Here is a 23172-nt window from a genome sequence, read left to right on the forward strand (position 1 = left end):
TCGTCAGGCTCAGCGGCACATGGGCACCTCGGCGAGCGAGCGACATCTCGGCGAGAAAGTGACATCTCACGGGTGGGGTTAATCAGGGGGTGGGCAGGCGGGCCTCGGCGGCGTCCCAGTCCAGGCGGGACGACGGCGGCTCGTACCGGCGCAGCTCGTCCGCCACGGAGGCCACGACCACGCCGCGCAGCTCGGGCAGCCCGCCGTCGAGGTCGCCGAGGGCACGGGCCTGGACGAGAAGGTTGCCCAGCGCAGTGCCCTCCGTCGGGCCGGCGACGACGGGCAGTCCGGTCGCGTCGGCCGTGAGACGGCACAGCAGCTCGTTCTGCGACCCGCCGCCGACGACGTGGACCACCGAGACGTCGTGCCCGGACAGCTCCGCGGCCGTGCGGATCGAGCGCCGGTGGCCGAGAGCCAGGGAGTCGAGGATGCAGCGGACGATCTCGGCCTTCGACTGCGGAACCGGCTCCCCGGCCGCCCGGGCGGCGGCCACGATGCGCTCCGGCATGTCGCCCGGCGGGAGGAAGACCGGATCGTCGACGTCGATGACGCATCTCAACGCGGGGACGTCTGCGGCCGCGGCGAGCAGGGCCGAGAGGTCGAGGTCCTCGTCCGCCCCGCCGGAGTCCTCCCAGGTCCGCATCGACTCCTGCAGGAGCCACAGGCCCATGACGTTGCGCAGGTATCGCACGGTGCCGTCGAGGCCGAGCTCGTTGGTGAAGTTGGCGGTCCGGCTGGCCTCGGTGAGCACCGGCTCGTCGAGCTCGAGCCCGACGAGCGACCACGTCCCGCAGGAGATGTAGGCGAAGTCGGTGCTCTCGGCCGGTACCGCGGCAACGGCGGAGGCGGTGTCGTGCGAGCCGACGGCGACCAGCGGCACGTCGGACGAGCCCGGCAGGTGCTCCTTGTCGATCGTGCCGACCACCGTGCCGGGCTCGACCAGCGGCGGCAGGAGCGGTCCGGCGTCGACCCCGAAGCTCTCCCGCAGGCCGTCCGTGACGTCGGTCGCCCAGGTGCGAGCGGCGACGTCGAGCAGGCCGGTCGTGGAGGCGTTGGTGACCTCGGCGACCTCGGCGCCCGTGAGCCAGTGCCCGAGCAGATCCGGGACGAGCAGCAGGCGCCGGGCCGCGCCCAGCTGCACGCTGCCAGCGGCCGAGACCAGCTGGAAGATGGTGTTGAACGGCTGGACCTGCAGGCCGGTGCGCGCGTACAGCGACTCGGCCGGCAGATGCGCGAAGACCCGGTCCGGCACGCCGTCGGTGCGCCAGTCCCGATAGTTCACGGTGTTGCCGAGCAGGGCGCCGTCGGCGTCGAGCAGGCCGTAGTCCACGGCCCAGGAGTCGATGCCGACGCTGACCACCCGGCGGTCGCGGGCGGCGTGCCGCAGACCCGTGACGATGCCGTTGAACAGGGCAAGAACGTCCCAGTGCAGGACGGTCCGGTCGCCCTCGCGCAGGGCCACCGGCCCGTTCGGGAAGCGGTGGACCTCCTCGGTGACCATGCGCCCGCCCTCGAGCCGGCCGGCAACGACCCGGCCGCTGGACGCGCCGAGGTCGACGGCGACGTACGTGCCGCGGTCGGTGCCTGATCCGCCGGCTGCTCTCGGTTCCGCGGGCACGCTCATCGCAGGAACGCGGCCGCCACCCCGGAGTCGACCGGGACGTGCAGGCCGGTTGTCTGGACCAGGTCGGGCCCGGTGAGCGCGAAGACGGCAGCCGCGACGTGCTCGGGCAGGACCTCCTTCTTCAGCAGCGTCCGGCCGGCGTAGTACTTGCCGAGCTCAGACTCTTCGACGCCGTAGACCTTGGCGCGCTGGGCGCCCCAGCCACCGGCGAAGATGCCGGAGCCGCGGACGACGCCGTCGGGGTTGATGCCGTTGACGCGGATGCCGTGCTCACCGAGCTCGGCCGCGAGGAGTCGTACCTGGTGGGCCTGGTCGGCCTTGGTGGCGGAGTAGGCGATGTTGTTCGGGCCGGCGAAGATCGAGTTCTTCGAGGAGATGTAGACGATGTCGCCGCCCAGGCCCTGGGCGATCATGGCGCGGGCGGCCTCGCGGGAGACCAGGAAGGAGCCGCGGGCCATGACGTTGTGCTGCAGGTCCCAGTCCTTCGTGGTGGTCTCCAGCAGGGACTTCGACAGCGACAGGCCGGCATTGTTGACCACCAGGTCGACCCCGCCGAAGGCCAGCGACGCGGCGGCCACGGCGGCTGCGACATCGTCCTCGTCCGTGACGTCCGCACGGACCCCGACGGCGACGTCCGGCCCGCCCAGCTCGGTGGCGGCCTCGTCGGCCTTGTCCTGGTCGAGGTCAGCGATGACGACGCAGGCTCCCTCGGCGGCGAGCCGGGTCGCCGTCGCCTTGCCGATGCCGGACGCGGCTCCGGTGACGAGGGCGACGCGGGTGGCGAGCGGCTTGGGCTTCGGCATCCGCTGAAGCTTGGCCTCCTCCAGCGCCCAGTACTCGATGCGGAACTTCTCGCGCTCCTCGATGGGGGCGTAGGTGGAGATGGCCTCGGCGCCGCGCATGACGTTGATGGCGTTGACGTAGAACTCGCCGGCCACCCTGGCGGTCTGCTTGTTGCGGCCGAAGGAGAACATGCCGACGCCGGGCACGAGGACGATCGCCGGATCGGCGCCTCTCATCGGCGGCGTATCGCCGGACGGGTCCGCGTGCCGCTCGTAGTAGGCGGCGTAGTCGGCGCGGTAGGCCTCGTGCAGCTCGCCCAGCCGGGCGACGACGTCCTCGACCGGGGCGGAGGCCGGCAGGTCGACGACGAGCGGCTTGACCTTGGTGCGCAGGAAGTGGTCGGGGCAGGAGGTGCCGAGCTCGGCGAGCGGGCCGAGCTTCTCCCGGGCGAGGAAGTCGAGGACGGCGTCGGAGTCGGTGAAGTGGCCGACCTGCGGCGCGTCGGTGGAGGCGAGCCCCCGGATGACCGGGGCGAGGGCGGCGGCCTTGGCGCGGCGCTCGGCCTCGTCGAGTGCCTCGTAGCCGTCCCGAACGGGCCCGAACGGGTGCTCGCCCTCGCCGGCGAGGGCCTCGGTGCGCTCGGCGATGAACCGCTCGGCGGTGCGGATGATGTCGAGCGAGTTCCTCTCGGCCTCCTCGCTGGTCTCGCCCCAGGCGGTGATGCCGTGGCCGCCGAGGATGCAGCCGATGGCCTGGGGGTTGCCCGCCTTGATGGCAGCGATGTCGAGACCCAGCTGGAAGCCGGGACGGCGCCACGGCACCCACACCACGCGGTCGCCGAAGCACTCACGGGTGCGGGCCTCGCCGTCGGCCGCCGTGGCCAGGGCGATGCCGGAGTCCGGGTGCAGGTGGTCGACGTGCGGGGAGTCGACGAGGCCGTGCATCGCGGTGTCGATGCTCGGCGCCGCGCCGCCCTTGCCGTGCAGGCAGTAGTCGAAGGCAGCAACCATCTCGTCCTCGCGGTCGACACCCGGGTAGACGTCGACGAGGGCGCGCATCCGGTCGAGGCGCAGGACGGCGAGGCCGGACTCCTTCAGGGTGCCGAGATCACCGCCGGACCCCTTGACCCAGAGCAGCTCGACGTCCTGACCGGTGACCGGGTCGGTGCCGGCGCCCTTCGCGGAGGTGTTGCCGCCCGCGTAGTTGGTGTTGCGGGGGTCGGCGCCGAGCCGGTGCGACCGGTCGATCAGTTCTTCGGCGGGAGTGCTCATGGTGCTCCAGGAGTCGGGTGGTTCGGCGGGGTGGTCGTGGTCCGGTGGTCATGGCCCGGCGGTCGTGGTCCGGTTCAGGCGCCCCAGCCGGCCTGGGCGCCGCCGACGCGCTCTGCGACGATGCGCTCGGCGTAGCCCGAGGCGGCGTAGGCACCGACGGGGTGGGGGTCGAGGCCGTGCTCGCGGCGCAGGTCGGCCAGCATGGGTCGGACGTCGGTGTTGTAGGCGTCCATGATGACCGAGTGGGCGCCGAGGACGTCACTGGCCTGCTGCGCCTCGTGCAGCGCGGCGCGGTCCACGATGAGCGCCTTGGCGGTGGCTTCCTGGACGTTCATCACCGATCGGATCTGGGCGGGGATCTTCGGCTCGATGTTGTGGCACTGGTCGAGCATGAAGTTCACGCCCGAGTCGGGACGCAGCGCGTCGGCGTCCACGATCTCGTTCATGATCCGGAACAGCTGGAACGGGTCCGCCGCACCGACCATGAGGTCGTCGTCGGCGTAGAAGCGGGAGTTGAAGTCGAACGCGCCGAGCCGCCCGACCCGGAGCAGCTGGGCCACGATGAACTCGATGTTCGTCCCGGGTGCGTGGTGACCCGTATCGAGCACCACCATCGCCTGCTCGCCCAGCGCCATGCAGTGCAGCAGCGAGGTGCCCCAGTCGGGGATGTCGGTGGAGTAGAACGACGGCTCGAAGAACTTGTACTCCAGGATGATCCGCTGGTGCGGGCCGAGCGCGGCGTAGATCTCGGACAGCCCCTCGGCCAGGCGGTCCTGCCGGGCCCGCAGGTTGTCCTGGCCCGGGTAGTTGAGTCCGTCGGCGAGCCAGATCTTCAGGTCCTGCGAGCCGGTCTCGTGCATGACCTCGATGCACTTCAGGTGGGCGTCGACGGCCTTGCGGCGCACCTTGGCGTCCGGGTGGCACAGGGACCCGAGCATGTAGTCGTCGTCCTGGAAGACGTTGGAGTTGATCGCCCCGAGCTGGACGCCCAGGCCCTCGGCGTAGGAGCGCAGGTCGGCGAAGTCGTCCACGAGGTCCCAGGGGATGTGCAGGGAGACCCGCGGCGCCGCCCCGGTGTACTTGTGGACCTGTGCGGCGTCCGCCACCTTCTCGTACGGGTCACGCGGCACCCCCGGCTGGGCGAAGACCTTGAAACGCGTACCCGAGTTCCCGAACGCCCAGGAGGGCAGCTCGATCGTCTGGGCGGCGAGCGCCTCGCGCACCGCGGTGGTGTCGGCAGTCTGCAGCTCGATGGTCATGGTTGGGCTCCTTCTCCGGGCGTCCGGGGCTCGACGGGCAGACCGCTCGCACCGAGCTGGTCCTCGAGGTTGAAGATCTCGGGTACGACGGTGAATCCGCGGTCCGGGTGGCCCTCCCCGACGAAGAACTCCGCCATCTGTGCCTGCCAGCGACCGTTGACCTCGGTGCGTTCCATGGCGGCCTGCGCCGCCGCGTAGTCGTCGGTCTGGAGGTGGCCGATCAGCAGGCCGTCCTCGGTGAGGTACAGGGAGTAGTCGCGCCAACCGCAGTCACGCAGGGCCTCGAGCATCTCCGGCCACACGGTCGCGTGCCGGTCGCGGTACTCGGACACGCGGTCGGGACGAACCCTCGAGATGAAGCAGACACGCGCCAATGCGCCCTCCCAGCCCGATCCTGAAACGTTTCATCCGGACTCTAGGGATCCGTGGCGTCCATTGTCAACGCGCCGCGGACCTCGAGCGCGTCGTGCACGTCAGCCGGACCGCGTCCGGGCGCGGCGCGTCCGGGCGCGCCGACAGGCGGGCTCCCGGGCGTTCCGGGAACCCGCCTGCACCGGCTCACCGCTTGACGACGACGGTGCGCTGGTTGGACGCCGAGGTGCCGGCGTCGTTGACGAGCTCGACCACCCACCGGTAGCGGCCCGGCTCCCGGCCGACGACCTCGTGGGTCAGCGTGCCGGAGGAGGCGAGCTCGGCGTGGACGAGCTCACCGTTCTCGTACACCTCCCACACGGCCCCGTCACCGACGTCGCGGCGGGCGGAGGCGAGCAGGGTGAGGTCGCCGTCGTGCGGGCCCCGGGCATCACCGTGGTCGACCCTGAGGTGGACCCGTGGCGGCTCGACCGCCGACGGCTCCTCCGGTGCTCCCACCGGCGCGATGCTCGGCGCCGGCGGGGTCGTCATGCCCTCGCCGAGGAAGAAGCTCGTGTGCGGCGGCTGGTTGTACGCGACGTTCTGCCAGGCGACACCGAGCCGGTACACCGGGTCGTGCATGAGGGTGCGGATCCGGTGGTCGGTCAGATCCGTCGTCGTGTACAGCCGCAGCGCGCTCGAGTCGGCGTGCCGGAAGATCAGCTCCTCGCGCCAGTCACCCAGCAGGTCCGCCTGGAGGACGGGGCTGCCCTTGGTGCCGTTGTTCGAGCGCAGCTCCTCGTCCCGGAGGATCACGACCTCTTCATCGGCCTGCCAGTCCCAGTCCGAGACGGTGGGGATGCCGCTCCCGCTGTCGGCGTCGTACTCGTGGTCGGTGATCTCGCGCAGCAGGTCGCCGTCCCACCAGGTGAGGAAATTGGCGGCGGGGATCTCGTCACCGATCCGGGTGCCGTCCGCGGACATCAGGTACCCGACCGGCGAGTCCCACGCCGCGTCGCCGCCGACCGCCCATGCCTCGGCGCCCGGGTGGCGCGGGTCGATGTCACCGGCCGCACCTCGGCCGGTGTCCGTGGTGGCCGGGATGCCCCAGAGGACCTCCCCGGTCGCGGCGTCACGCATGGTCGCGCCGCGGCCGCCGGAGGCGCCGAGGTCCTCGTGCACGGCGAAGACCTCGAGGCCGTCCCGCGCCGGGTTCAGGTCCGAGACGTGCAGGGCGTCGCCGTGCCCGAGCCCGGTGTTGTACAGCACCGTGCCGTCGTGGTCGATGGTCATCGACCCGAACACGATCTCGTCGAGCTGGTCACCGTCGACGTCGGCCACCGAGAGGTTGTGGTTGCCCTGCCCCTCGTACTGGCTGCCGGCCTCGTCGCTGTCGAAGACCCACCGCTGCTGCAGCTGCCCGTCGACGACGTCCCAGGCGGCGATCACCGCGCGGGTGTAGTAGCCGCGACTGAAGATGGCGCTCGGGTGCTCGCCGTCGAGGTAGGCGACGCCGGCGAGGAACCGGTCGACGCGGTTGCCGTAGTCGTCGCCCCACCCGGCGACGTCGCCTCGGGCCGGCACGTAGTCGACCGTGTCGACCGCGGCGCCGGTCTCGCCGTCGAACAGCGTCAGGTACTCCGGCCCGGAGAGGATGTATCCGCCGTCGTTGCGGTGGTCGGCCTCCGGGTCACCGATGACCGTGCCCTGGCCGTCCACGGTCCCGTCGGCGGTCTTGGTCATCACCTCGGCCTGGCCGTCGCCGTCCAGGTCGAAGACGACGAGCTGGGTGTAGTGGGCGCCGGCGCGGATGTTCCGGCCGAGGTCGATGCGCCACAACCGGGTGCCGTCGAGCTCGAGCGCGTCGACGTACACGTTCCCCGTGATGCCCGACTGCGAGTTGTCCTTGGCGTTGGTCGGGTTCCAGAGCATGACGATCTCGTACTGCCCGTCGCCGTCGAGGTCGCCCACGCTGGCGTCGCCCGCGACGTACTCGTACGCCACGCCGTCGGGCGTGACACCGCCGGCCGGCTTGTCCAGCGGGATGTCGAGGTACTGCTCCGACCAGACGCCGAACTCCTCGGTCACCGGCGTCTCGGTCTCCTCACCGACGACGGTGACGACGTAGGTGGAGTCCGTCGTGCCGCTCGTGTCGCTCAGGTTCGTCGCGCCGGTGACCGGCGCGTCGGTGATGCGCACGCCGTCGCGGTAGACGTGGAACGCGATGTCCGCCGGGTCGGTGCCGAGGTGGCGCCACGAGACGTGCACGCCATCGTCGGTGGCGATCGCGACCGGCGCGCGGTCGAGGCGCTCGGCCTGCCGGACGAGCGTGGTGACCGCCTCCGTCGTCAGCACCTCCGAGGGCGCCGACGTGCCGCCCGCGTTCACGGCGACGACGCGGTAGTGGTACTCGCGGGTCGTCAGCACGTCGGAGTCGGTGTAGGTGACGCCGGCCACCCGCTCGACCGTGGTGAACGGGCCGCCGGCGCTGGTGGCGCGCTGCACGTCGTAGGCAACGGCAGCTTCGACGGCGTTCCATGCCAGGTCGATCTGGTTCCGGCCGACGTCGACGGCGTCCAGGCCGCTGGGCGTGGCGGGCGGTGTGACTGACGGATCGACGACGGCGACCTCGATCGGGTCCGAGGCCTGGCTCTCCCGGCCGGTGGCCTCGTCGAGCGCGGTCACCTGGTACGTGTATCTTCCCGCGAGCTTGACGTCGGTGTCGGTGAAGGAGGTCCCGGTCGGCTCGGCGACGACGGTCGGCTCGCCGCTCTCGCCGGTGCGGTGGACCCGGTAGCCGGTCGCCCCGTCGCTCGCCTGCCAGGACAGGTCGACGGCGGGCGGCTCGGTCCGCGAGGTTGCCGTGAGCCCGGCCGGCGCAGGGAGTGTGGAGAGGATCTCGATCCCGTTGAGCCGCGGCGAGCTACCGCTGACGACGACCGTCAGCTGCCCGTCCTCGACGACCACGGGGGCGAACGTACGCTCGACGATCTCGCCCGCGCTCGCCCCGTCGTCACCGTGCTCGACGCCTTCGATGACGTACGAGGTGCGGCTCGACGCAATTCCGTCACCGGACCAGGTGGTCACCTGGTACGACCCGTTCGGAACGTCGGCCACGAAGGTGGTGCTGCCGTCGAACACGGGCAGCACGAAGTCGCGGCGCAGGGCGTCGAGGTCGGAGCCGCGGTCCCGGTCACCGAGTCCGTCGGTCGAGGTGAACCCGTACTCGAGGTCCGTGGTGTACGCGGTGTCCGTGGTGACTTCGGTGAAGCCTTCGGCCAGCGGTGCGCCAGCCGGCTGGAAGTCGAACCGGAGGGACACGGGTGGTGCCGCCGACACGCCGGTGGCGGTCACGGTGGTCAGGAAAAGCGCCGCGGCGGTGGCCGTGCCGGCGACGCGCAATCGGTGAGTGATGAGCATCGAAACCCTCCAGAAGGGACCGGGCTGCGAGTGTTCCGGACCTTCGCGACCGGTCGAGTCGACATTGACATTCATGGAGTGCGTGAATCGATTCACGCCCGGTAAGCGTATACCACACCTGGGTGCCCCGGCCAGTGACGGACGTACCTGCGGAGCGCGAATAGCCTCGGTCCAGTGCGCGACACTTCTGGTCGGCGCCATGAATCGTTTCATGACAGCGGTTGCCGCGGTTACCATGGCAGTGCCTTCGACGGCGAGGGCCACCCACCCCCGCATCCGGGGACCGAGAGGCAAGGGACGAGGACATGACGACGACGAGCCGGCCGATTCAGCGCAGGGCAGGGATCGCTGACGTGGCGCAGCTGGCCGGAGTGTCGGTCGGCACCGTCTCCAACGTGCTGAACCGTCCCGACCGGGTGGCCGAGAACACCCGCGCGAAGGTCCAGAAGGCCATCGACGAGCTGTCCTTCGTGCGCAACGCCTCCGCCCGCCAGCTCCGCGAGGGCACCATCCACACCGTCGGGGCGATCGTCCTCGACATCACGAACCCCTTCTTCACGGAGACGGCTCGCGGCATCGAGGACCGGCTCGATCAGGACGAGTACACCCTCATGCTCGGCAGCTCCGACGAGGACCCGAACCGGGAGAGCCGGCTGCTGCGGCTGTTCGAGGAGCACGGCGTCCGTGGCATGCTCGTCACGCCCTCGCGCGGGAGCCTGGAGTCACTGATCCGCATCCATGAGCGCGGCACCGAGGTGGTGCTGCTGGACCACACCAGCCCGCTCACGACCATGGCTTCGGTCTCGGTGGACGATGTCCGGGGTGCGGCCCTGGCCACGACGCACCTGCTGGATCAGGGACACGAGCGGATCGCCTTCCTCAACGGGCCCGTCAGCATCCGCCAGTGCGTAGACCGCCGCGACGGCGTCATCCGGGCGCTCGTGGAGGCAGGCAAGGACCCTGCCGACTCCCTGGTCGAGATCACTCTGGAGTCGCTGAACGCCGACCACGGTTCCCGCGCGATGGGCGGTCTGCTGGACGAGGGCCGCTCCGGCGTCACCGCCACGTTCTGCGTCAACGACTTCACTGCCCTCGGGGCGCTGCGCGCCCTGCGTGAGCGCGGGATGCAGGCACCGCGGGACATGGCCATGGTGGGCTACGACGACGTCAACTTCGCGCCCGAGCTGGCCACGCCGTTGACCTCGGTGCGCCAGCCGACCCACGAGATGGGGTGGCGTGCGGCAGATCTGCTGCTCAGCTCCGCCGAGCCCGGTCACGTGGTCTACCAGCCGGAGCTCGTCGTCCGGGCGTCCAGCGCGCCCGGATAGCACGGCACCACCAGTGCCCGTATATCCCGTGTAGCACGGCACCACAGTGCCCGTGTATCACGGCACCACCACAGCACCGACGAGCACGAACCGGCACGGACCGGCACTGACCGGGCGGCTTCACGGCAGACGAGGGACGTCGACGACCTTGCGAGTCTCGGTGGCGAGCAGCATGGCCTCGACGAAGGCCGTCGTGGCAGCTCCGGCGCCGCCGGGGGCCAGGTTCTCGCCGTCACCGCGGACGAGATCTACCAGTGCACGCGCCGGCGCCCACGTCCGACGGCCCGGTTCCTCCGGCGGTGGCGAGAGGTGCGCCGTCGTCCCGTCCACGCACCGGACCGTGGCCTCGCCGCTGGTCATGTCGTGGTCCACGCTTCCGCGCGTGCCGAGGTACCGCACGTGGCGCCGCTCGGCGCCGGCCTCGCCGGCCATGCCGGTCGAGGTCACCACGCCGGTGCCGCCGCCGACGAGACGGAAGGCCGCGGCGTCGTCGACGTCCACCTCGCGGCCGCGGTGGTCGACGAAGGCTGCGACCTCGCGGACCTCGCGGCCGGTGGTCCAGCAGACCATGCCCATGACGTGGGTGAGCTGCGTGTGCGCCTGACCGCCCCCCATCGCCGCTCCGTAGGTGCGGGGGTGCTGGTCGTGGGGCTCGCCGTCGTCCGATCCGGCTCTGGCAGACGTGACCTCGGCGGAGTCGGCCTCGGCACGGGCGAACAGCCCCGCGGTGCCGGACGAGAACTCGGCCATGACCTGGACGAGGTCACCGATGTCGCGCCGCACGGCATCCCGGACCCGGGACGCGGTCGGCGCGTGCTGGTCCGTGTAACCGACGGCGAGGTGGGCACCCGACCGCTCCGCGCGCCGCACGAGGTCGAACGCGTCCGTCGCCCGGGTGGTGAGCGGCTTCTCCACGAGAACGTGCACGCCGGCATCCAGCAACGGAGCCGCGAGATCATGGTGGGTGACGTGCGGTGTGGCGATCACGACCGCATCGGCACCCACCCGCAGGAGCTCGTCGACGTCGGTGACGACCTCGGGCACGCCGTGCTCGTGGGCGACCTCGGCGGCGCGTCCCCGGTCCTCGTCGCACAGCGCGACGAGCTCCGCCGGCCCGTAGGCGGCGAGCGAGGGCACGTGATGGTTCGAGGCCCACCAGCCCGCTCCGACGACGGCGACCCGTACGCTCACGGCCGGACCCACGTCCTGCGGCGGTTCTCGACCGCGACGGCAGCGAGCGCGAGCAGGCCGGGCACCACCAGCAGCATCGGCCGCAGCATCCAGACCACGGTGACGGCGACGCCCACCGCCGCGATGAGCAGCACGGAGCCGGCGACGTCGGCGGTGCAGCGGCGGGCCGCCTCGCGGATCGCGCGGCCGGCCGCGGCGCCCGGCAGCCACCCCCCGACGAACCGCAGCGTGACCACGCAGATGGCTGCGGTCACCACGGCAACCACGACGCCGACGGCCGTCCCCCCAGGAAGTGCGCCCGTGCTGACTAGCCACCAGTCGAACCCGAGGAGCAGCAGCAAGGCCGGGACGGCCACACCGACCGGCCACAGCTCCCGCAACGCCCGAGCGATGTGCCGGAGCAGCTCGCCGGTCGAGTCGTCCAAGCCCTCGAGATGCCGCCGCAGGTGCAGACCGCCGCCGGCAAGGGCCGGCACCGCGGTGACCACCGGTAGGCTCACGACGGCGAGCACCGCGCCGGTGAGCAGCATCTCCCCGAACAGTGCGAAGCGGGCACCGCCGCCGAGGCTGCGACCGGCCGGCCGCACGTCCTGGTTCTCGTTCGAGCGCACGGGGGCCACTCAGCCCTTCAGGCCCTGGGTCGCGACGCCTTCGACGATGTAGCGCTGGAAGGCTATGAAGAACAGCAGCACGGGAAGGATCGCGAGCACGGCCATCGCCATCTGGGCACCGTAGTCGGACGAGGACGTCTGATCGACGAACAGCCGCAGCGCGATCGGCAGCGGGAACAGGTTCGGGTCCCGGAGGTACAGCAGCGGTCCCATGAAGTCGTTCCACGACCAGATGAAGGTGAAGATCGCCGCCGTGACGAGGGCCGGCTTCATCAGCGGCAGCATGATCGATGCGTAGATGCGGATGTGCCCGGCACCGTCGACCCGCGCCGCCTCGTCGAGCTCACGGGGCAGGTTGCGCATGAACTGCACCATGAGGAAGACGAAGAATGCCTCCGAGGCGAGAAACTTGGGGAGCAGCAGCGGCCAGAACGTGTCCAGCATCCCGAGATTGTTGAAGACGATGTACTGCGGGATGAGCACGACGTGGAACGGCAGCAGCAGCGTGCCGATCATGAGGCCGAACCACAGTGCCTTTCCCGGGAAGCTCACCCGCGCGAACGCGTACCCGGCGATCGACGACGACAGCAGGACGCCGGCCACCGACGCCAGCGCGAGGATCGTCGAGTTGCCGAAGAAGGTCCAGAACGAGATGCCGGCGATGCCGCTCAGCGCGGTGGTGAAGTTGTCGAGCGAGGCTTGCTCCGGCCAGATGCTCACCTCGCCGACGATCTCCGAGCTCGGCTTGAGCGCCGACATGACCATCCACACTGCGGGGTAGAGAACGACGACGGTGATCAGCAACGAGGCGGCGTGGAACACGGCGGAGCGGACGTTCTTGCGGATCCGGGAGCGGCGCCGCAGTGCCGCGCTGCGCTCGTGACTGGCGCTGGTCGCACCGCCGGCCTCGAGACCTCCGGCGACGCCCGTCGTGACGGGGTTGGATGTCATTTCTCCTCCCCTCCGTAGTGCACCCAGAACCGGGTGCTGCGGAACATGACCAACGTGATGATCGCGACGACGACGAGCAGCACCCACGCCATCGCGGAGGCGTAGCCCATCTGGAAGTCGGCGAACCCGCGCTGGTAGAGGTACAGCGTGTAGAAGAGGGTCGAGCCGGCCGGCCCGCCGGTGCCGTTGGAGATGATGAACGCCGAGGCGAAGATCTGGAACGAGCCGATCGTCTCCAGCAGGAGGTTGAAGAAGATGACCGGGGAGAGCATCGGCAGGGTGATCCGGAAGAACTTCCGGACCGGTCCGGCGCCGTCGACCGAGGCCGCCTCGTAGAGCTCGTTCGGGATCTGCTTCAGCCCGGCGAGGAAGATCACCATCGGGGCTCCGAACTGCCACACCGCGAGGAGGATGAACATCGGCATGGTCTTGCTCGGATCACCGACCCAGCCACCCCACTCGATGCCGATGACCTCACCGACTCGGGCGACGATGCCCTGGTCGATGAACATGGCCTTCCAGACGATGGCGACCGACACGCTCGCGCCGATGAGCGACGGGGCGTAGAAGACCGAGCGGTAGAACCCCTTTCCGTGATGCTTGTTGTTGAGCAGCATCGCGACGGCGAGTGAGGCGACGAGCTTCACCGGGGTCCCGATGATCGCGTAGACAGCCGTGACCTTCGCCGACTGGATGAACTGCGGGTCTTCGAACAGGCGCCGGAAGTTGTCGAGACCGATGAAGTTCGGGGTGTTGAACAGGTCGTAGTCGGTGAACGCGAGATACAACGACGCCAGCATCGGGAGGGCCGTGAGCCCGAAGAACCCGAGCAGCCATGGCGACAGGAAGCCGTACCCGGCCCGCGTCTCCGCCGCCCGCCGCCGACGCCTGGCGGCGTTCGGCGGCGGGGCGACGGGCGCGCGGGTCACCTCATGGGCGAGCGCCATGGGGTCTCCCCTCGATCAGGTGGGTCAGATGGACGTGACAAGAGGGCGACTACTGCATCGCCATCTCTGCCTCGGTGAACCACTGATCCGCGAACTGCTCCATGGTGATGTTGCCGTAGTTGAGTTCTTCGGCCAGGCGCAGCCATTCGGCCTCGATGGCGCCGAAGCCCTTCACGGGGGTGGGCGCGGGCTCGGTCACATGCTCGGTGACTGCCTCCTCGTACGCCACCACGCGGGCGTCGATGCTGCCCTCCTCGAGCTCCATCGCCTCGCGCTGCGCCTGGTCCGCAGGCACGCCCTTCGAGGTGCCGAAGATCTTGCCCACCTCGGGGTTGGTGAGGAGGAAGTTGATGAAGGTCGCCGCCTCCTCCGGGTGCTCGCTGTTGGCTCCGACCGACAGCAGCATCGAGGGCTTCCAGAACATCGACCTGGCGCCCTCCGGACCGACGGGCATCGGCCTCATCTCGAGGTTCTCCACGCCGGAGTCGGCCACGTAGCCGGCCAAGAAGTTGTCCCAGCTGTACTCGGACGCCGCCTCCAGAGCCGTGAACCCGCCCAGCGGGTCGAGCTGCGTCGCACGCTCGGTCGGGAAGAGCAGGTTGCTCTCTCGCAGGTCGGCGGTGAGGCTGAGGAACTCGACGACGTCGTCCTGGGTGAAGTTCAGCCCGCCTTCGTCGGTGAAGGGCTCCGTGCCGTTCTGGACGAGCCACTGCAGGAAAAGCCAGAAGACCCCGGTGTAGTCACCGCTGCCGTAGACCGGCTGACCGCTCTCGGCGGTCAGACCCGCCTCGGTGATAGCCCGGATCCAGGCGTTGTAGTCCTGCCAGGTGTAGTCCTCGGGCAGCGGTTCGACGCCCGCCTCCTCGACGATGTTCGGGTTGATGAACAACGCCAGCGTGTTGGTGGAGGTCGGGATGCCGATCTGCTCGCCGTTCAGCTCGCCGGAGGAGACCAACGCCTCCTCGAATCCCGACAGGTCGATCTGCTCCCCGATGTATGGGGCCAGGTCGAGCAGGTGGCCGTTCTGGGAGTACTCGGCCAGGTAGGAGAGGTCGAACTGCATGACGTCCGGGAGAGACCGGCCGGCCGCCTCCGTGGCCCGCTGCGTCCAGTAGCCCTCCCAGTCGACCCAGGTCGGCTGGATCGTGATGTCGGGATGCTCCTCCTCGAAGAGGGCAATCGCCTCCTCGTAGCGGGAGGCGCGGTCATCGTTGCCCCACCAGGTGAAACCGAGGGTGACCTCTCCACCGCCGGAACCACCGCCGTCGCCCTCCCCGCCGGAGTCGTTCCCGCCGCAGGCGGACACGACCATGGTCGCGGCCGCGGCCACGGCGACCACCTTCAACATGTGCTTCTTCATCGATCGAGCCTCCTCGCTCGGTCATCGGCCGGCTGTCGTGCACAGCCCTCGGCCGGTCGGTCGTCGGTGTGATGCTCGTCTGAGTGGTGCGATCCCGGTTCGTGCTCTGGGGATCCCGGATGGCTGAATCGTTATAACACCGGTGCTACGGCGCCAACAAGGGTGCTTGGTAACCCCTTCCCGCCCGCTGACGGCCGAGTCCGGCACTGGGGCGGTAAGCGCTTTCTCGACAATCCGGGCAAAACCGGTGATCAGACGCCTGCGGCGGCGCCTCGGTAGAGGCTCGCCACGTGCGGACCACTGCGGGCCGCTTCGCTCAGTTGTAACCGAATCGTTACAGAACTAGCCGCTCGGGCACCGTGCCTCGCGCAGCAGTGTTCACGGCCGGCGCACGCTCACGAGGCTGACGAGAGTGTTGATGTCGTCGTCATGGCCGCGACATCACACTCTCGTTGTCGGACCGCGACGGCTCAGTCACCGCGGCGCTACTCGCGCACCCCGATGGTCAGCAGCAGGTTGGCGTAGAGCCGCTGGTCCCCCGTGGCGACGACCGCGGCGAGGTCGGGCCCCCGGCACGCGTCGTAGAACTCGAACCGGCCCAGCTCCTGCCAGGCGACCCGCTCCCCCAGCAGCCGACGGTAGGACTCGTGCGCCGGGACCGACGCCCCGCCGTCGGGCGTCATGACGGCGGCCGCCTCGATCGGGACCGTTGCGTGCACGGCCTCGAGGACCTGGTCGACGTCGAGCAGACCCGGCCGGAGGTTGAGATGGATCCGGGGCGCGCCGGGGTTGGCACCGGTCGCGTGCGGATAGTTCCCGTCCGCGAGCAGCACCTGCGAGCCGTGGCCGGCGGCGGCGAGCGCGTGGAGCAGGTCGGGATGGGTCAGTGGGCCGAGCAGCATGGTTCTCCTCGTGGTCGGTGTGTCAGACGGTACGTCGGCCCGCGTGGCCCGGCCCAACAAGCCCTAGCTTCGCGTCCCAGGCGAGGACGGGACGTCAGCGCTTGTTCGGCGGATGCAGTGCTCACTCGTAGGGGGCAACGAAGGCGCCCCGAAACATCGAGGGCGACAGGTGCACCAGTAGCTCTCGGTGGTTGGGTGTCGCCCTCGCTGCAGGAAAGGGGCGCCGCGGGCATGCGCCGGGCACCCTTCCGGCGGCGGTTGGGGCCGCCAGGCGGGGTGCGGTGCCGCCGTGGGCGCCGTCCGAAATTCTTGCCCCCGCTCGCGTGTCGTCGAGGCGCGTGGCAGCGTCAGCTCTACGTTGACGGGGACGAGAAGCACCGTCAGCGGGGCCGAGGGGGGCTTCATGCGACGAGATGGCCATGGGAACGGCGTGCGTCGTGAGCGCGCCGGCCCGGCGGAACCAGCCCGGCGAACCCGTTCCGATCCGAGCGATCTGCTGGGGACGGCCCTGAGCCGGCGGTCGATGCTGCGGATCGTGGGTGGCACCGCCGTCGCCCTGCCGCTGGCCGCCTGCGGCGACGGCAACGGCTCGCCCAACACGCTGCGGATCAGCTACCAGCAGTTCGGCTCCGGCACGATCATGCGGGACTACCTCAGGAACGTGATGGAGTCCTACAGCGCCCGGCACCCGGAGGTGACCGTCGAGCTGGTGCCGCTCGTGGCGGCGGAGGAGGACTACTTCACCAAGACGGAGCTGATGATGTCCTCGGCGCGGACCGCGCCGAACCTGGTCTACGAGGACACCTTCATCCTGCAGTCCGACGTCGCGGCCGGGTACCTGCGTCCACTGGACGAGTACGTCGAGGGCTGGGACCTCTGGCGGCACTTCTACGAACCCGGCAAGGACGCCGTCACCGGCCAGAACGGCCGCGTCTACGCCGTTCCGACCCACACCGACACCCGCGGCCTCTGGTACAACATGGACCTGCTCGAGCAGGCCGGCATCGAGGTGCCCTGGCGGCCGCAGACCTGGGCCGACATTCTCGACGCCATGCGCACCGTCAAAGAGGCGCTGCCCGACGTCATCCCGATCAATGTGTACTCCGGCAAGCCGCAGGGCGAGAAGGCCAGCATGCAGGGTTTCGAGATGCTGCTCTACGGCACGGACGACCGGCTGTACGACAAGGAGTCCCAGACCTGGGTGCTGGGCAGTCAAGGCTTCCTCGACTCGCTGAAGTTCATCCGCACGATCTTCAGCGAGGAGCTCACCCCGGGCCTAGCGCGCGCCCTCGACCCGAACCTGACCGACCTGGTGCACAACACGTGGCTGCCGCGGGGAAAGCTCGCGGTCAACCTCGACGGCAGCTGGATCAGCTCCTCCTGGGCCGAGGGCGGCGCCGCCGAGTGGCCGGAGTGGCCGGACGTCATGGACGTCGCGCCCATGCCGACGCAGGACGGCAGCGATCCCGGCATGGTGTCGCTGGCCGGCGGCTGGTCCTGGGCGATGCCCAAGCTGGCCGGCAGGCCGGACCTCACCTGGTCCTTCCTCGAAGAGATGATGTCGACGGAGAACATGGCTCGCCTGGCGGTGAGTGACAACCAGGTGACGATCCGGTCCGACGTCGCAGAGCATCCGCACTACGTCGGGTACTCCCCAACGATCGACTTCTTCACCGACCTGGTCTCGCGTGCCTCGTACCGGCCGGCGCTGGCGCCCTATCCACAGATCTCGGCGGAGATCCAGGCCGCGATGGAGACGGTCATGACCGGCCAGGGCACGCCCGAGCAGGCGCAGGCGGAGTACGACGCAGAGGTCATCGAGATCGTCGGCCGCGAGAACACCTCGGAGGCGAGCTGATGGCCACGACAACGACCGCCCCGACGACGTCGGCGGCACCGGCGCAGCCGGAGCCGGAGCGCAACGTGCGGCGCACGGCGCTGCGTGGCCTGCCGCTGCTGCCGTCCGTCATCCTGCTGGTGCTCTTCCTGGCCGGGCCATCGTCTACAGCGTCTACCTGGCCTTCACCAACGAGGCGCTGCGCGGCGAGGGCGCCTCCAGCACCGAGTTCGTGGGCTTCGAGAACTTCACAACGGCGTTCGCGGCGCCGGAGTTCTGGAACTCCGTGGTGCTGACGCTGGTGTTCACCATCGTGTCGGCGATCATCGGGCAGAACATCCTCGGCATGGTCCTGGCGCTCCTGATGAGGAGGTCGAACCGGGTGGTCATCACGATCACCGGGGCGATCGTGATCGGTGCCTGGATCCTGCCGGAGGTGGTCGCCGCCTACCTGTGGACCACGTTCCTCGGTGAGGACGGCTCGCTGAACCAGATCCTCACCACCATCGGACTGCCGCCGCAGGACTGGCTGTTCGCGCTGCCGATCATCGCGGTCTCTTTCGCGAACATCTGGCGCGGCACCGCCTTCACGATGCTGATGTACACGGCGGCGCTCTCGGAGGTCTCACCCGACATCGAAGAGGCGGCCGAGATCGACGGCGCGGGTGCGGTCCGCCGGTTCTTCTTCGTCACCGTGCCGATCATCCGCCGGACGATCATGACGAACCTGATGCTCATCACGCTGCAGACGCTGTCGGTCTTCGGCCTGATCTTCGTCATGACCGGCGGCGGGCCGGGCACCTCGAGCCAGACCTTGCCGCTGTACATGTACGAGCAGGCGTTCTCCTTCGGTCAGCTCGGCTACGGCACGGCCATTGCGCTGCTGCTCCTGCTCATCGGTGCTCTGGCGTCGATCGTCTATCTCAAGCTGCTGCCGCGGGAGGAGAAGATATGAGCAGCGCGACCGTGGACGGCAGCACCCGTGCCAGCACGAACCCGCGCGAACCGCGCGCAGGAGCCAACAAGGAGGGCAACACCCGACGGCGGGCCGTGGGCGCCGCCTCGAACGGCATCCTGGTCCTCATCGCTGCGGTGTTCTCCGTACCGCTGCTCTGGGTCATCTTCGCCTCGCTCGACCCGCAGGCCGGACTGTCCGTCCAGTGGCCCGATCCGCCGTCGACCGAGAACTTCCGGGCCGTCCTCAACGAGGAGACGACCTTCCGCCCCATGTGGAACTCGCTGGTGCTGTGCGGCGGCGCCACGCTGATCACGGTGGTCTGCTCGGCGCTGGCGGCCTACCCGCTCTCGCGCTACCAGTCCCGCGCCAAGCGACCGTTCCTGCTGACGGTCATCTTCGCGACGGGGTTGCCCATCACGGCAGTCATGATCCCCGTGTACGCGATGTTCGTGCAGGTGAACCTCATCGATTCGATGCTCGGCGCGGTCCTGTTCCTGGGGACGTCGTCGCTGCCGTACGGGATCTTCCTGACCAAGAACTTCATGGACGGGGTCCCGAAGGAGCTCGAGGAGAGCGCCTGGACCGAGGGCGCCTCGACGATGCGGGCGCTCTGGTCGATCGTGCTGCCGCTGATGCGCCCGGGGACGGCGGTCGTCACCATCTTCACGTTCGTGACGATGTGGGGGAACTTCTTCGTCCCGTTCATGCTGCTGCTCTCTCCGGACAAGCTGCCCGCCGCCGTTACGCTGTACACCTTCTCCAGCCAGTACGGGCAGGTCGCCTACGGCCAGCTCGCCGCCTTCTCGATCCTGTACTCGATGCCGGTTGTGGTGCTGTACCTGCTCATGGGGCGCCGGCTCGGTGCCGGGTTCGCGATGGCCGGTGGCGTCAAGGGCTGATACGGACCGACGCCGGGAACGGGACCGACAGGGGCGGGGACGGGACCGACAGGAGCGGACCGAGAAGCCTTGCCCTCCCGTGCCGGCAGGGAGAAGGTGGAGACATGGGCGTCCAGGTGATCGAGACCGCTGAGCTGGAGAACGGGAACTTCGAGGGGTACCTGTTCGGGTCCGAGGTCTCCGTGATCTTCGACCGCGCCGAGCAGGACGGGGTGGGGCCTCGCCTGCACCGGCACCCTTACGCGGAGACGTTCATCATCCGCTCGGGGACGGCCCGGTTCACCGTGGGCGACGAGCAGGTCGTGGCCGTGGGTGGCCAGATCCTCGTGGTCCCCGCCATGGTGCCGCACAAGTTCTCCACGATTGGCGACGAGCTGTACGACGGCGTGCACATCCACGAGAACGACCGGTTCGTCACCGAGTGGCTCGAGTAGGCCCGCGCGACCTTCGAGGAAATCTTCGCCGCCCCGCACTCTCGGGCATAGTGTGGCGCGGTGGCCCCGGACCAGCACAGATACCCACGTCATGCCCGTCGTATGGTCCGCGGGCGTGGGGCCACGCTTGCCGGCCGGGTGGGACTCGTCGTCCTCGCGCTGGCGCTCGCCGTGCCCACCGCCGTCGTCGCGCAGCTGCGCAACCAAGTCACCGAGCTCGACGTCGAGGCCCTGGTGGATCCGCCGCCGACCGTCGAGGAGGAGACCTCGACCGGGACCGAGGACCCGAATGCCGGTGAGCCCGTCAACATCCTGCTCATCGGCTCGGACGCGCGCAGTGCAGACGGCATCAACGACAGCGTCCCCACGGTGCTGGCCGACACGCACATCGTCGTGCACGTCTCGGCCGACCGGTCGCGGGTCGAGCTCGTCTCGATCCCGCGGGACACGATGGTCCAGATCCCGGAGTGCACCACCACCTCCGGCGCGACGATCCCGGCGCGGTTCGACATGTACAACTCCGCCTTCTCTTATGGCTGGAAGACTGGCCAGGACAGGGAGTCCGCCGTCGCCTGTGACCTCAACCTCGCCCAGAGCACCACGGGGTTGAGCTTCGACGGGTTCGTCCTGGTCGAGATGGGCGGCTTCATCGACATGGTCGACGCCATGGGCGGCATCGACATCTGCATCCCCGAGCCGATCGACGTCCCCAAGGCGCAGCTGGTCCTCGACGCGGGCCAGCAGACGCTCGGCGGCCGCGACGCGTTGGGTTACGCGCGCGTCAGGGTCGGCATCGGCAACGGGACGGACCCGGAGCGCATCGAACGGCAGCAGCACCTCATGTCGGCATTCATCGACGACGCGCTGTCCCACAACATCCTGCTCGACGCACCCGAGCTGTACGGGATGGCGGAGGCCGCGCTCCGGGCGCTCAGCGTCAGCCCGAGCCTCAACTCGCTGCGGGAGCTCGCCGGACTGGGACTCAGCCTCCAGGGCCTCCGGTCCTCGGACGTCACGTTCGTGACGACGCCGACCGAGGCGTACCCCCCGGACACGAACCGCCTCCAGTGGACGGTGGAGACGCGGGAGATCTGGGAGCGGCTGCGCGAAGACGAGCCGCTGGCCGGCGAGCCCGAGGACGAGACGTCGTCGGAGGAGGCGACGGGCGACCCGGCCGACGAGACAGAGTCACCCGTGGAGGAGGAATCCGCGGAAACGGAACCCCCTGGCGGTGACGGCGGGTTCGGCAGCTCCGCGGAGGAGCTCGACACTGCCTGCTGAGGGGCAGGGGAAGGCAACCAGGTCCAAACCTCGGTGCGCCGGTGGCTTCCGCCGAGGGGCGACACCGCCCGGACACGAGGGGCCTCGAGGGTCGGGATCAACTCTGTCCGCGCGACCACAGCGCCAGCTTGGCGAACAGGTCCTCCTGCATGAAGCGGATGTCGACGGTGTCGTACACCCGGATGGGGCGGGCCCCGGGGTTGTCGACGTAGCGCTGCTCGGCATCGAACCGCGGCGCCGGCCGCTCGTACCAGCGCCCTGCATCCGGGTACATCATGAGTCCGACCGCCGGAGAGTCACCCAACGAGCGGTGCTCGATCATCGACGTGACGTGACCGGCGTTTCACTCAACCAGCTGGTCCACCAGATAGGCACCGAGGTCACCGTGCGGGGCGACCTTCACCATGAGCTCGGCATAGCTCACCGCCATGAGCTTGTACGTGCTCGACGGTACCTGCCACAGCCGCACCGACGAATCGAACACCACATTGGCGGCCGCGATGTCGTTGGAGAGGTTGTACTCCTGGCCGCCGTCCGGATATGGACCGCCACCGATCCACACCACCGTCACGTCCCGCTCTGCAATCTCGGGCGCCGTGAGTAGCGCCGAAGCCATTTCTGTCAGCGGGCCGAAGAACGCGACAAACAGGGGCGTGTCGGTGTCGTCACGGAGCGCCTCGCGAACGATGAGCTCGGCACCCTGCGACCGGCTCGGGGTCGTCTCGTCCGGGATCGCCCTCTCGGCGCCGTCGACGATCGGATAGTTCGGTGTGAGACCCAACAGGCCATAGAGCTTGTCCACCTCCAGGCGGCTCTGCCGCATGCTTTCCGGGTGGCGCAGAGTGCCGTAGTGCGCGGCGATCACGCCCCGCAGGTCGAACATCGGGGTCAGCGCAGCATGCACGATCGCGTACTGATCGTCCGCCTCGTTCTTGGCATCGGTGTCGACGATGACCCTGATGCGCGGACCCGCCTGCGCCGGATGGATGCTGAGCACTCGATTCGCTTCTCCTCAAGCTGGCTAGCCCTTGACCGCTCCGGCCAGCGTGCCATTGACGAAGTACCGCTGGAAGTCGGGTAGATGACCAGCGTACGAATGGTGTCGAGGATGCGAGGTCGTTGAGCTGGCCAGTCGCCAGAGAGTTCGGAATTGCAGCTTTGGACGCACGATCAGCGGTGCGGCGAGGCGGATCGCCTGCCGCGTCAAGGCCGGATCGTCACCGCTCGGTCGGGTCGTAGGTCTTGAGAAACGCCTCCAGCTCGGGGAGGTGATCGGTGTTGATCTGGTCGACGCCGGCGTCGATCAGCGCGCGCCAGACCGCCTCCCGTGCATCGGTGACGGACTCGGGAGTGGCCCAGAAGCGGACCTGGTAGCCGCCGGCGTGCGCGTCATCGACGATCTGCTGGAGCTGCGCGCGCTCGTCGTCGGGCATCTCACCCACACCTTGCCAGGAGAACAGCTTGGTCCAGTTGTCGGAGACGACGGTGATGTCGGCGCTCGTGGCACCGGGGGGGAGCGCGGTCGTGATCCGGCCGTCGGGAGGCCGCCCAGCGGACCTTGTCCTCGAAGGTCCGGTTGGCCAGCTCGCCGGAGAGCACCACCTCGACGGGCCCCCGCCGCATCGCCGAGGGCCTCTCACATGGAACTGCTGTGCGCCCGGAGGGACTCGAACCCCCAACCTTCTGATCCGTAGTCAGATGCTCTATCCATTGAGCTACGGGCGCAGCGGCCCAAACGGGCCGGGATCGACTCTAGCGCGGCGGG

At 69.5% G+C, this 23172-nt stretch carries 19 protein-coding genes, 1 tRNA gene and 1 pseudogene; 6 read left to right on the forward strand and 15 right to left on the reverse strand.

Going from position 1 to position 23172, the window contains the following annotated elements:
* Positions 1 to 82 precede the first annotated feature (82 nt).
* The 5 genes from ABD907_RS14075 to ABD907_RS14095 form a co-directional block, all read right to left on the reverse strand.
* Positions 83 to 1624, reverse strand: coding sequence for a rhamnulokinase (locus ABD907_RS14075; RefSeq protein WP_345216904.1), 1542 nt, complete (start codon positions 1622 to 1624; stop codon positions 83 to 85).
* A complete protein-coding gene (locus ABD907_RS14080; protein WP_345216905.1) occupies positions 1621 to 3678 on the reverse strand; it encodes a bifunctional aldolase/short-chain dehydrogenase in 2058 nt (685 codons plus the stop codon). The genes ABD907_RS14075 and ABD907_RS14080 overlap by 4 nt, the downstream gene beginning before the upstream one ends.
* 74 nt (positions 3679 to 3752) lie before the next feature.
* Entirely contained in the window at positions 3753 to 4937 is a 1185-nt protein-coding gene (gene rhaI, locus ABD907_RS14085; RefSeq protein ID WP_345216906.1) for an L-rhamnose isomerase, read from the reverse strand.
* Positions 4934 to 5311: an L-rhamnose mutarotase gene (locus ABD907_RS14090; protein WP_345216907.1), complete on the reverse strand. Its 378-nt coding sequence runs from the start codon at positions 5309 to 5311 to the stop codon at positions 4934 to 4936. The genes rhaI and ABD907_RS14090 overlap by 4 nt, the downstream gene beginning before the upstream one ends.
* 184 nt (positions 5312 to 5495) lie before the next feature.
* A complete protein-coding gene (locus tag ABD907_RS14095) occupies positions 5496 to 8708 on the reverse strand; it encodes a rhamnogalacturonan lyase family protein (protein ID WP_345216908.1) in 3213 nt (1070 codons plus the stop codon).
* Between the two features lie 305 nt (positions 8709 to 9013).
* On the opposite strand from ABD907_RS14095, the gene ABD907_RS14100 reads away from it, so the two are divergent.
* Positions 9014 to 10036 (forward strand): LacI family DNA-binding transcriptional regulator, encoded by a 1023-nt coding sequence (locus ABD907_RS14100; protein WP_345216909.1) that lies wholly within the window; start codon positions 9014 to 9016, stop codon positions 10034 to 10036.
* A 120-nt stretch (positions 10037 to 10156) separates the two neighbouring features.
* Here ABD907_RS14100 and ABD907_RS14105 read toward each other — a convergent pair whose 3' ends face one another.
* From ABD907_RS14105 to ABD907_RS14130, 6 genes are all read right to left on the reverse strand, one after another.
* Positions 10157 to 11227, reverse strand: coding sequence for a Gfo/Idh/MocA family protein (locus ABD907_RS14105; RefSeq protein WP_345216910.1), 1071 nt, complete (start codon positions 11225 to 11227; stop codon positions 10157 to 10159).
* On the reverse strand, positions 11224 to 11838 hold the full coding sequence (locus ABD907_RS14110; RefSeq protein ID WP_345216911.1) for a hypothetical protein: 615 nt from the start codon (positions 11836 to 11838) through the stop codon (positions 11224 to 11226). The genes ABD907_RS14105 and ABD907_RS14110 overlap by 4 nt, the downstream gene beginning before the upstream one ends.
* 9 nt (positions 11839 to 11847) lie before the next feature.
* Entirely contained in the window at positions 11848 to 12789 is a 942-nt protein-coding gene (locus ABD907_RS14115) for a carbohydrate ABC transporter permease (RefSeq protein ID WP_345216912.1), read from the reverse strand.
* The gene (locus ABD907_RS14120; RefSeq protein ID WP_345216913.1) at positions 12786 to 13736 is read right to left on the reverse strand and encodes a carbohydrate ABC transporter permease; all 951 of its coding nucleotides are present in this window, start codon (positions 13734 to 13736) and stop codon (positions 12786 to 12788) included. Before ABD907_RS14120 ends, ABD907_RS14115 begins: the two co-directional genes overlap by 4 nt.
* A 49-nt stretch (positions 13737 to 13785) precedes the next feature.
* Positions 13786 to 15096 carry an extracellular solute-binding protein gene (locus tag ABD907_RS14125; RefSeq protein WP_345216914.1) on the reverse strand — a complete coding sequence of 437 codons (1311 nt, stop codon included), beginning with the start codon at positions 15094 to 15096 and terminating at the stop codon, positions 13786 to 13788.
* Positions 15097 to 15581: 485 nt separating this feature from the next.
* Complete coding sequence (locus ABD907_RS14130) at positions 15582 to 15998, reverse strand: RbsD/FucU family protein (RefSeq protein WP_345216915.1); 417 nt, start codon at positions 15996 to 15998, stop codon at positions 15582 to 15584.
* 535 nt (positions 15999 to 16533) lie between these two features.
* Between ABD907_RS14130 and ABD907_RS14135 the strand changes: the two genes are divergently transcribed.
* The 5 genes and pseudogenes from ABD907_RS14135 to ABD907_RS14155 all read left to right on the forward strand — a co-directional run bounded on the left by ABD907_RS14135 (position 16534) and on the right by ABD907_RS14155 (position 21407).
* Positions 16534 to 17856 carry an extracellular solute-binding protein gene (locus ABD907_RS14135; RefSeq protein WP_345216916.1) on the forward strand — a complete coding sequence of 441 codons (1323 nt, stop codon included), beginning with the start codon at positions 16534 to 16536 and terminating at the stop codon, positions 17854 to 17856.
* A pseudogene (locus tag ABD907_RS14140) lies at positions 17856 to 18790 on the forward strand (carbohydrate ABC transporter permease). The gene ABD907_RS14135 and the pseudogene ABD907_RS14140 overlap by 1 nt, the downstream one beginning before the upstream one ends.
* The gene (locus tag ABD907_RS14145) at positions 18787 to 19692 is read left to right on the forward strand and encodes a carbohydrate ABC transporter permease (RefSeq protein ID WP_345216918.1); all 906 of its coding nucleotides are present in this window, start codon (positions 18787 to 18789) and stop codon (positions 19690 to 19692) included. The pseudogene ABD907_RS14140 and the gene ABD907_RS14145 overlap by 4 nt, the downstream one beginning before the upstream one ends.
* Positions 19693 to 19796: 104 nt before the next feature.
* Entirely contained in the window at positions 19797 to 20126 is a 330-nt protein-coding gene (locus ABD907_RS14150) for a cupin domain-containing protein (protein ID WP_345216919.1), read from the forward strand.
* Between the two features lie 138 nt (positions 20127 to 20264).
* Positions 20265 to 21407: an LCP family protein gene (locus ABD907_RS14155; protein ID WP_345216920.1), complete on the forward strand. Its 1143-nt coding sequence runs from the start codon at positions 20265 to 20267 to the stop codon at positions 21405 to 21407.
* 97 nt (positions 21408 to 21504) lie between these two features.
* Here ABD907_RS14155 and ABD907_RS14160 read toward each other — a convergent pair whose 3' ends face one another.
* The 4 genes from ABD907_RS14160 to ABD907_RS14175 form a co-directional block, all read right to left on the reverse strand.
* A complete protein-coding gene (locus ABD907_RS14160; protein ID WP_345216921.1) occupies positions 21505 to 21729 on the reverse strand; it encodes a hypothetical protein in 225 nt (74 codons plus the stop codon).
* A 21-nt stretch (positions 21730 to 21750) separates the two neighbouring features.
* Entirely contained in the window at positions 21751 to 22404 is a 654-nt protein-coding gene (locus ABD907_RS14165; RefSeq protein ID WP_345216922.1) for a nucleoside hydrolase, read from the reverse strand.
* A gap of 220 nt (positions 22405 to 22624) precedes the next feature.
* The gene (locus ABD907_RS14170; RefSeq protein WP_345216923.1) at positions 22625 to 22840 is read right to left on the reverse strand and encodes a PI-PLC domain-containing protein; all 216 of its coding nucleotides are present in this window, start codon (positions 22838 to 22840) and stop codon (positions 22625 to 22627) included.
* Positions 22841 to 23059: 219 nt separating this feature from the next.
* A tRNA-Arg gene (locus tag ABD907_RS14175) sits at positions 23060 to 23132 on the reverse strand.
* Between the last annotated feature and the right edge of the window lie 40 nt (positions 23133 to 23172).

This window comes from Georgenia halophila (assembly GCF_039541595.1).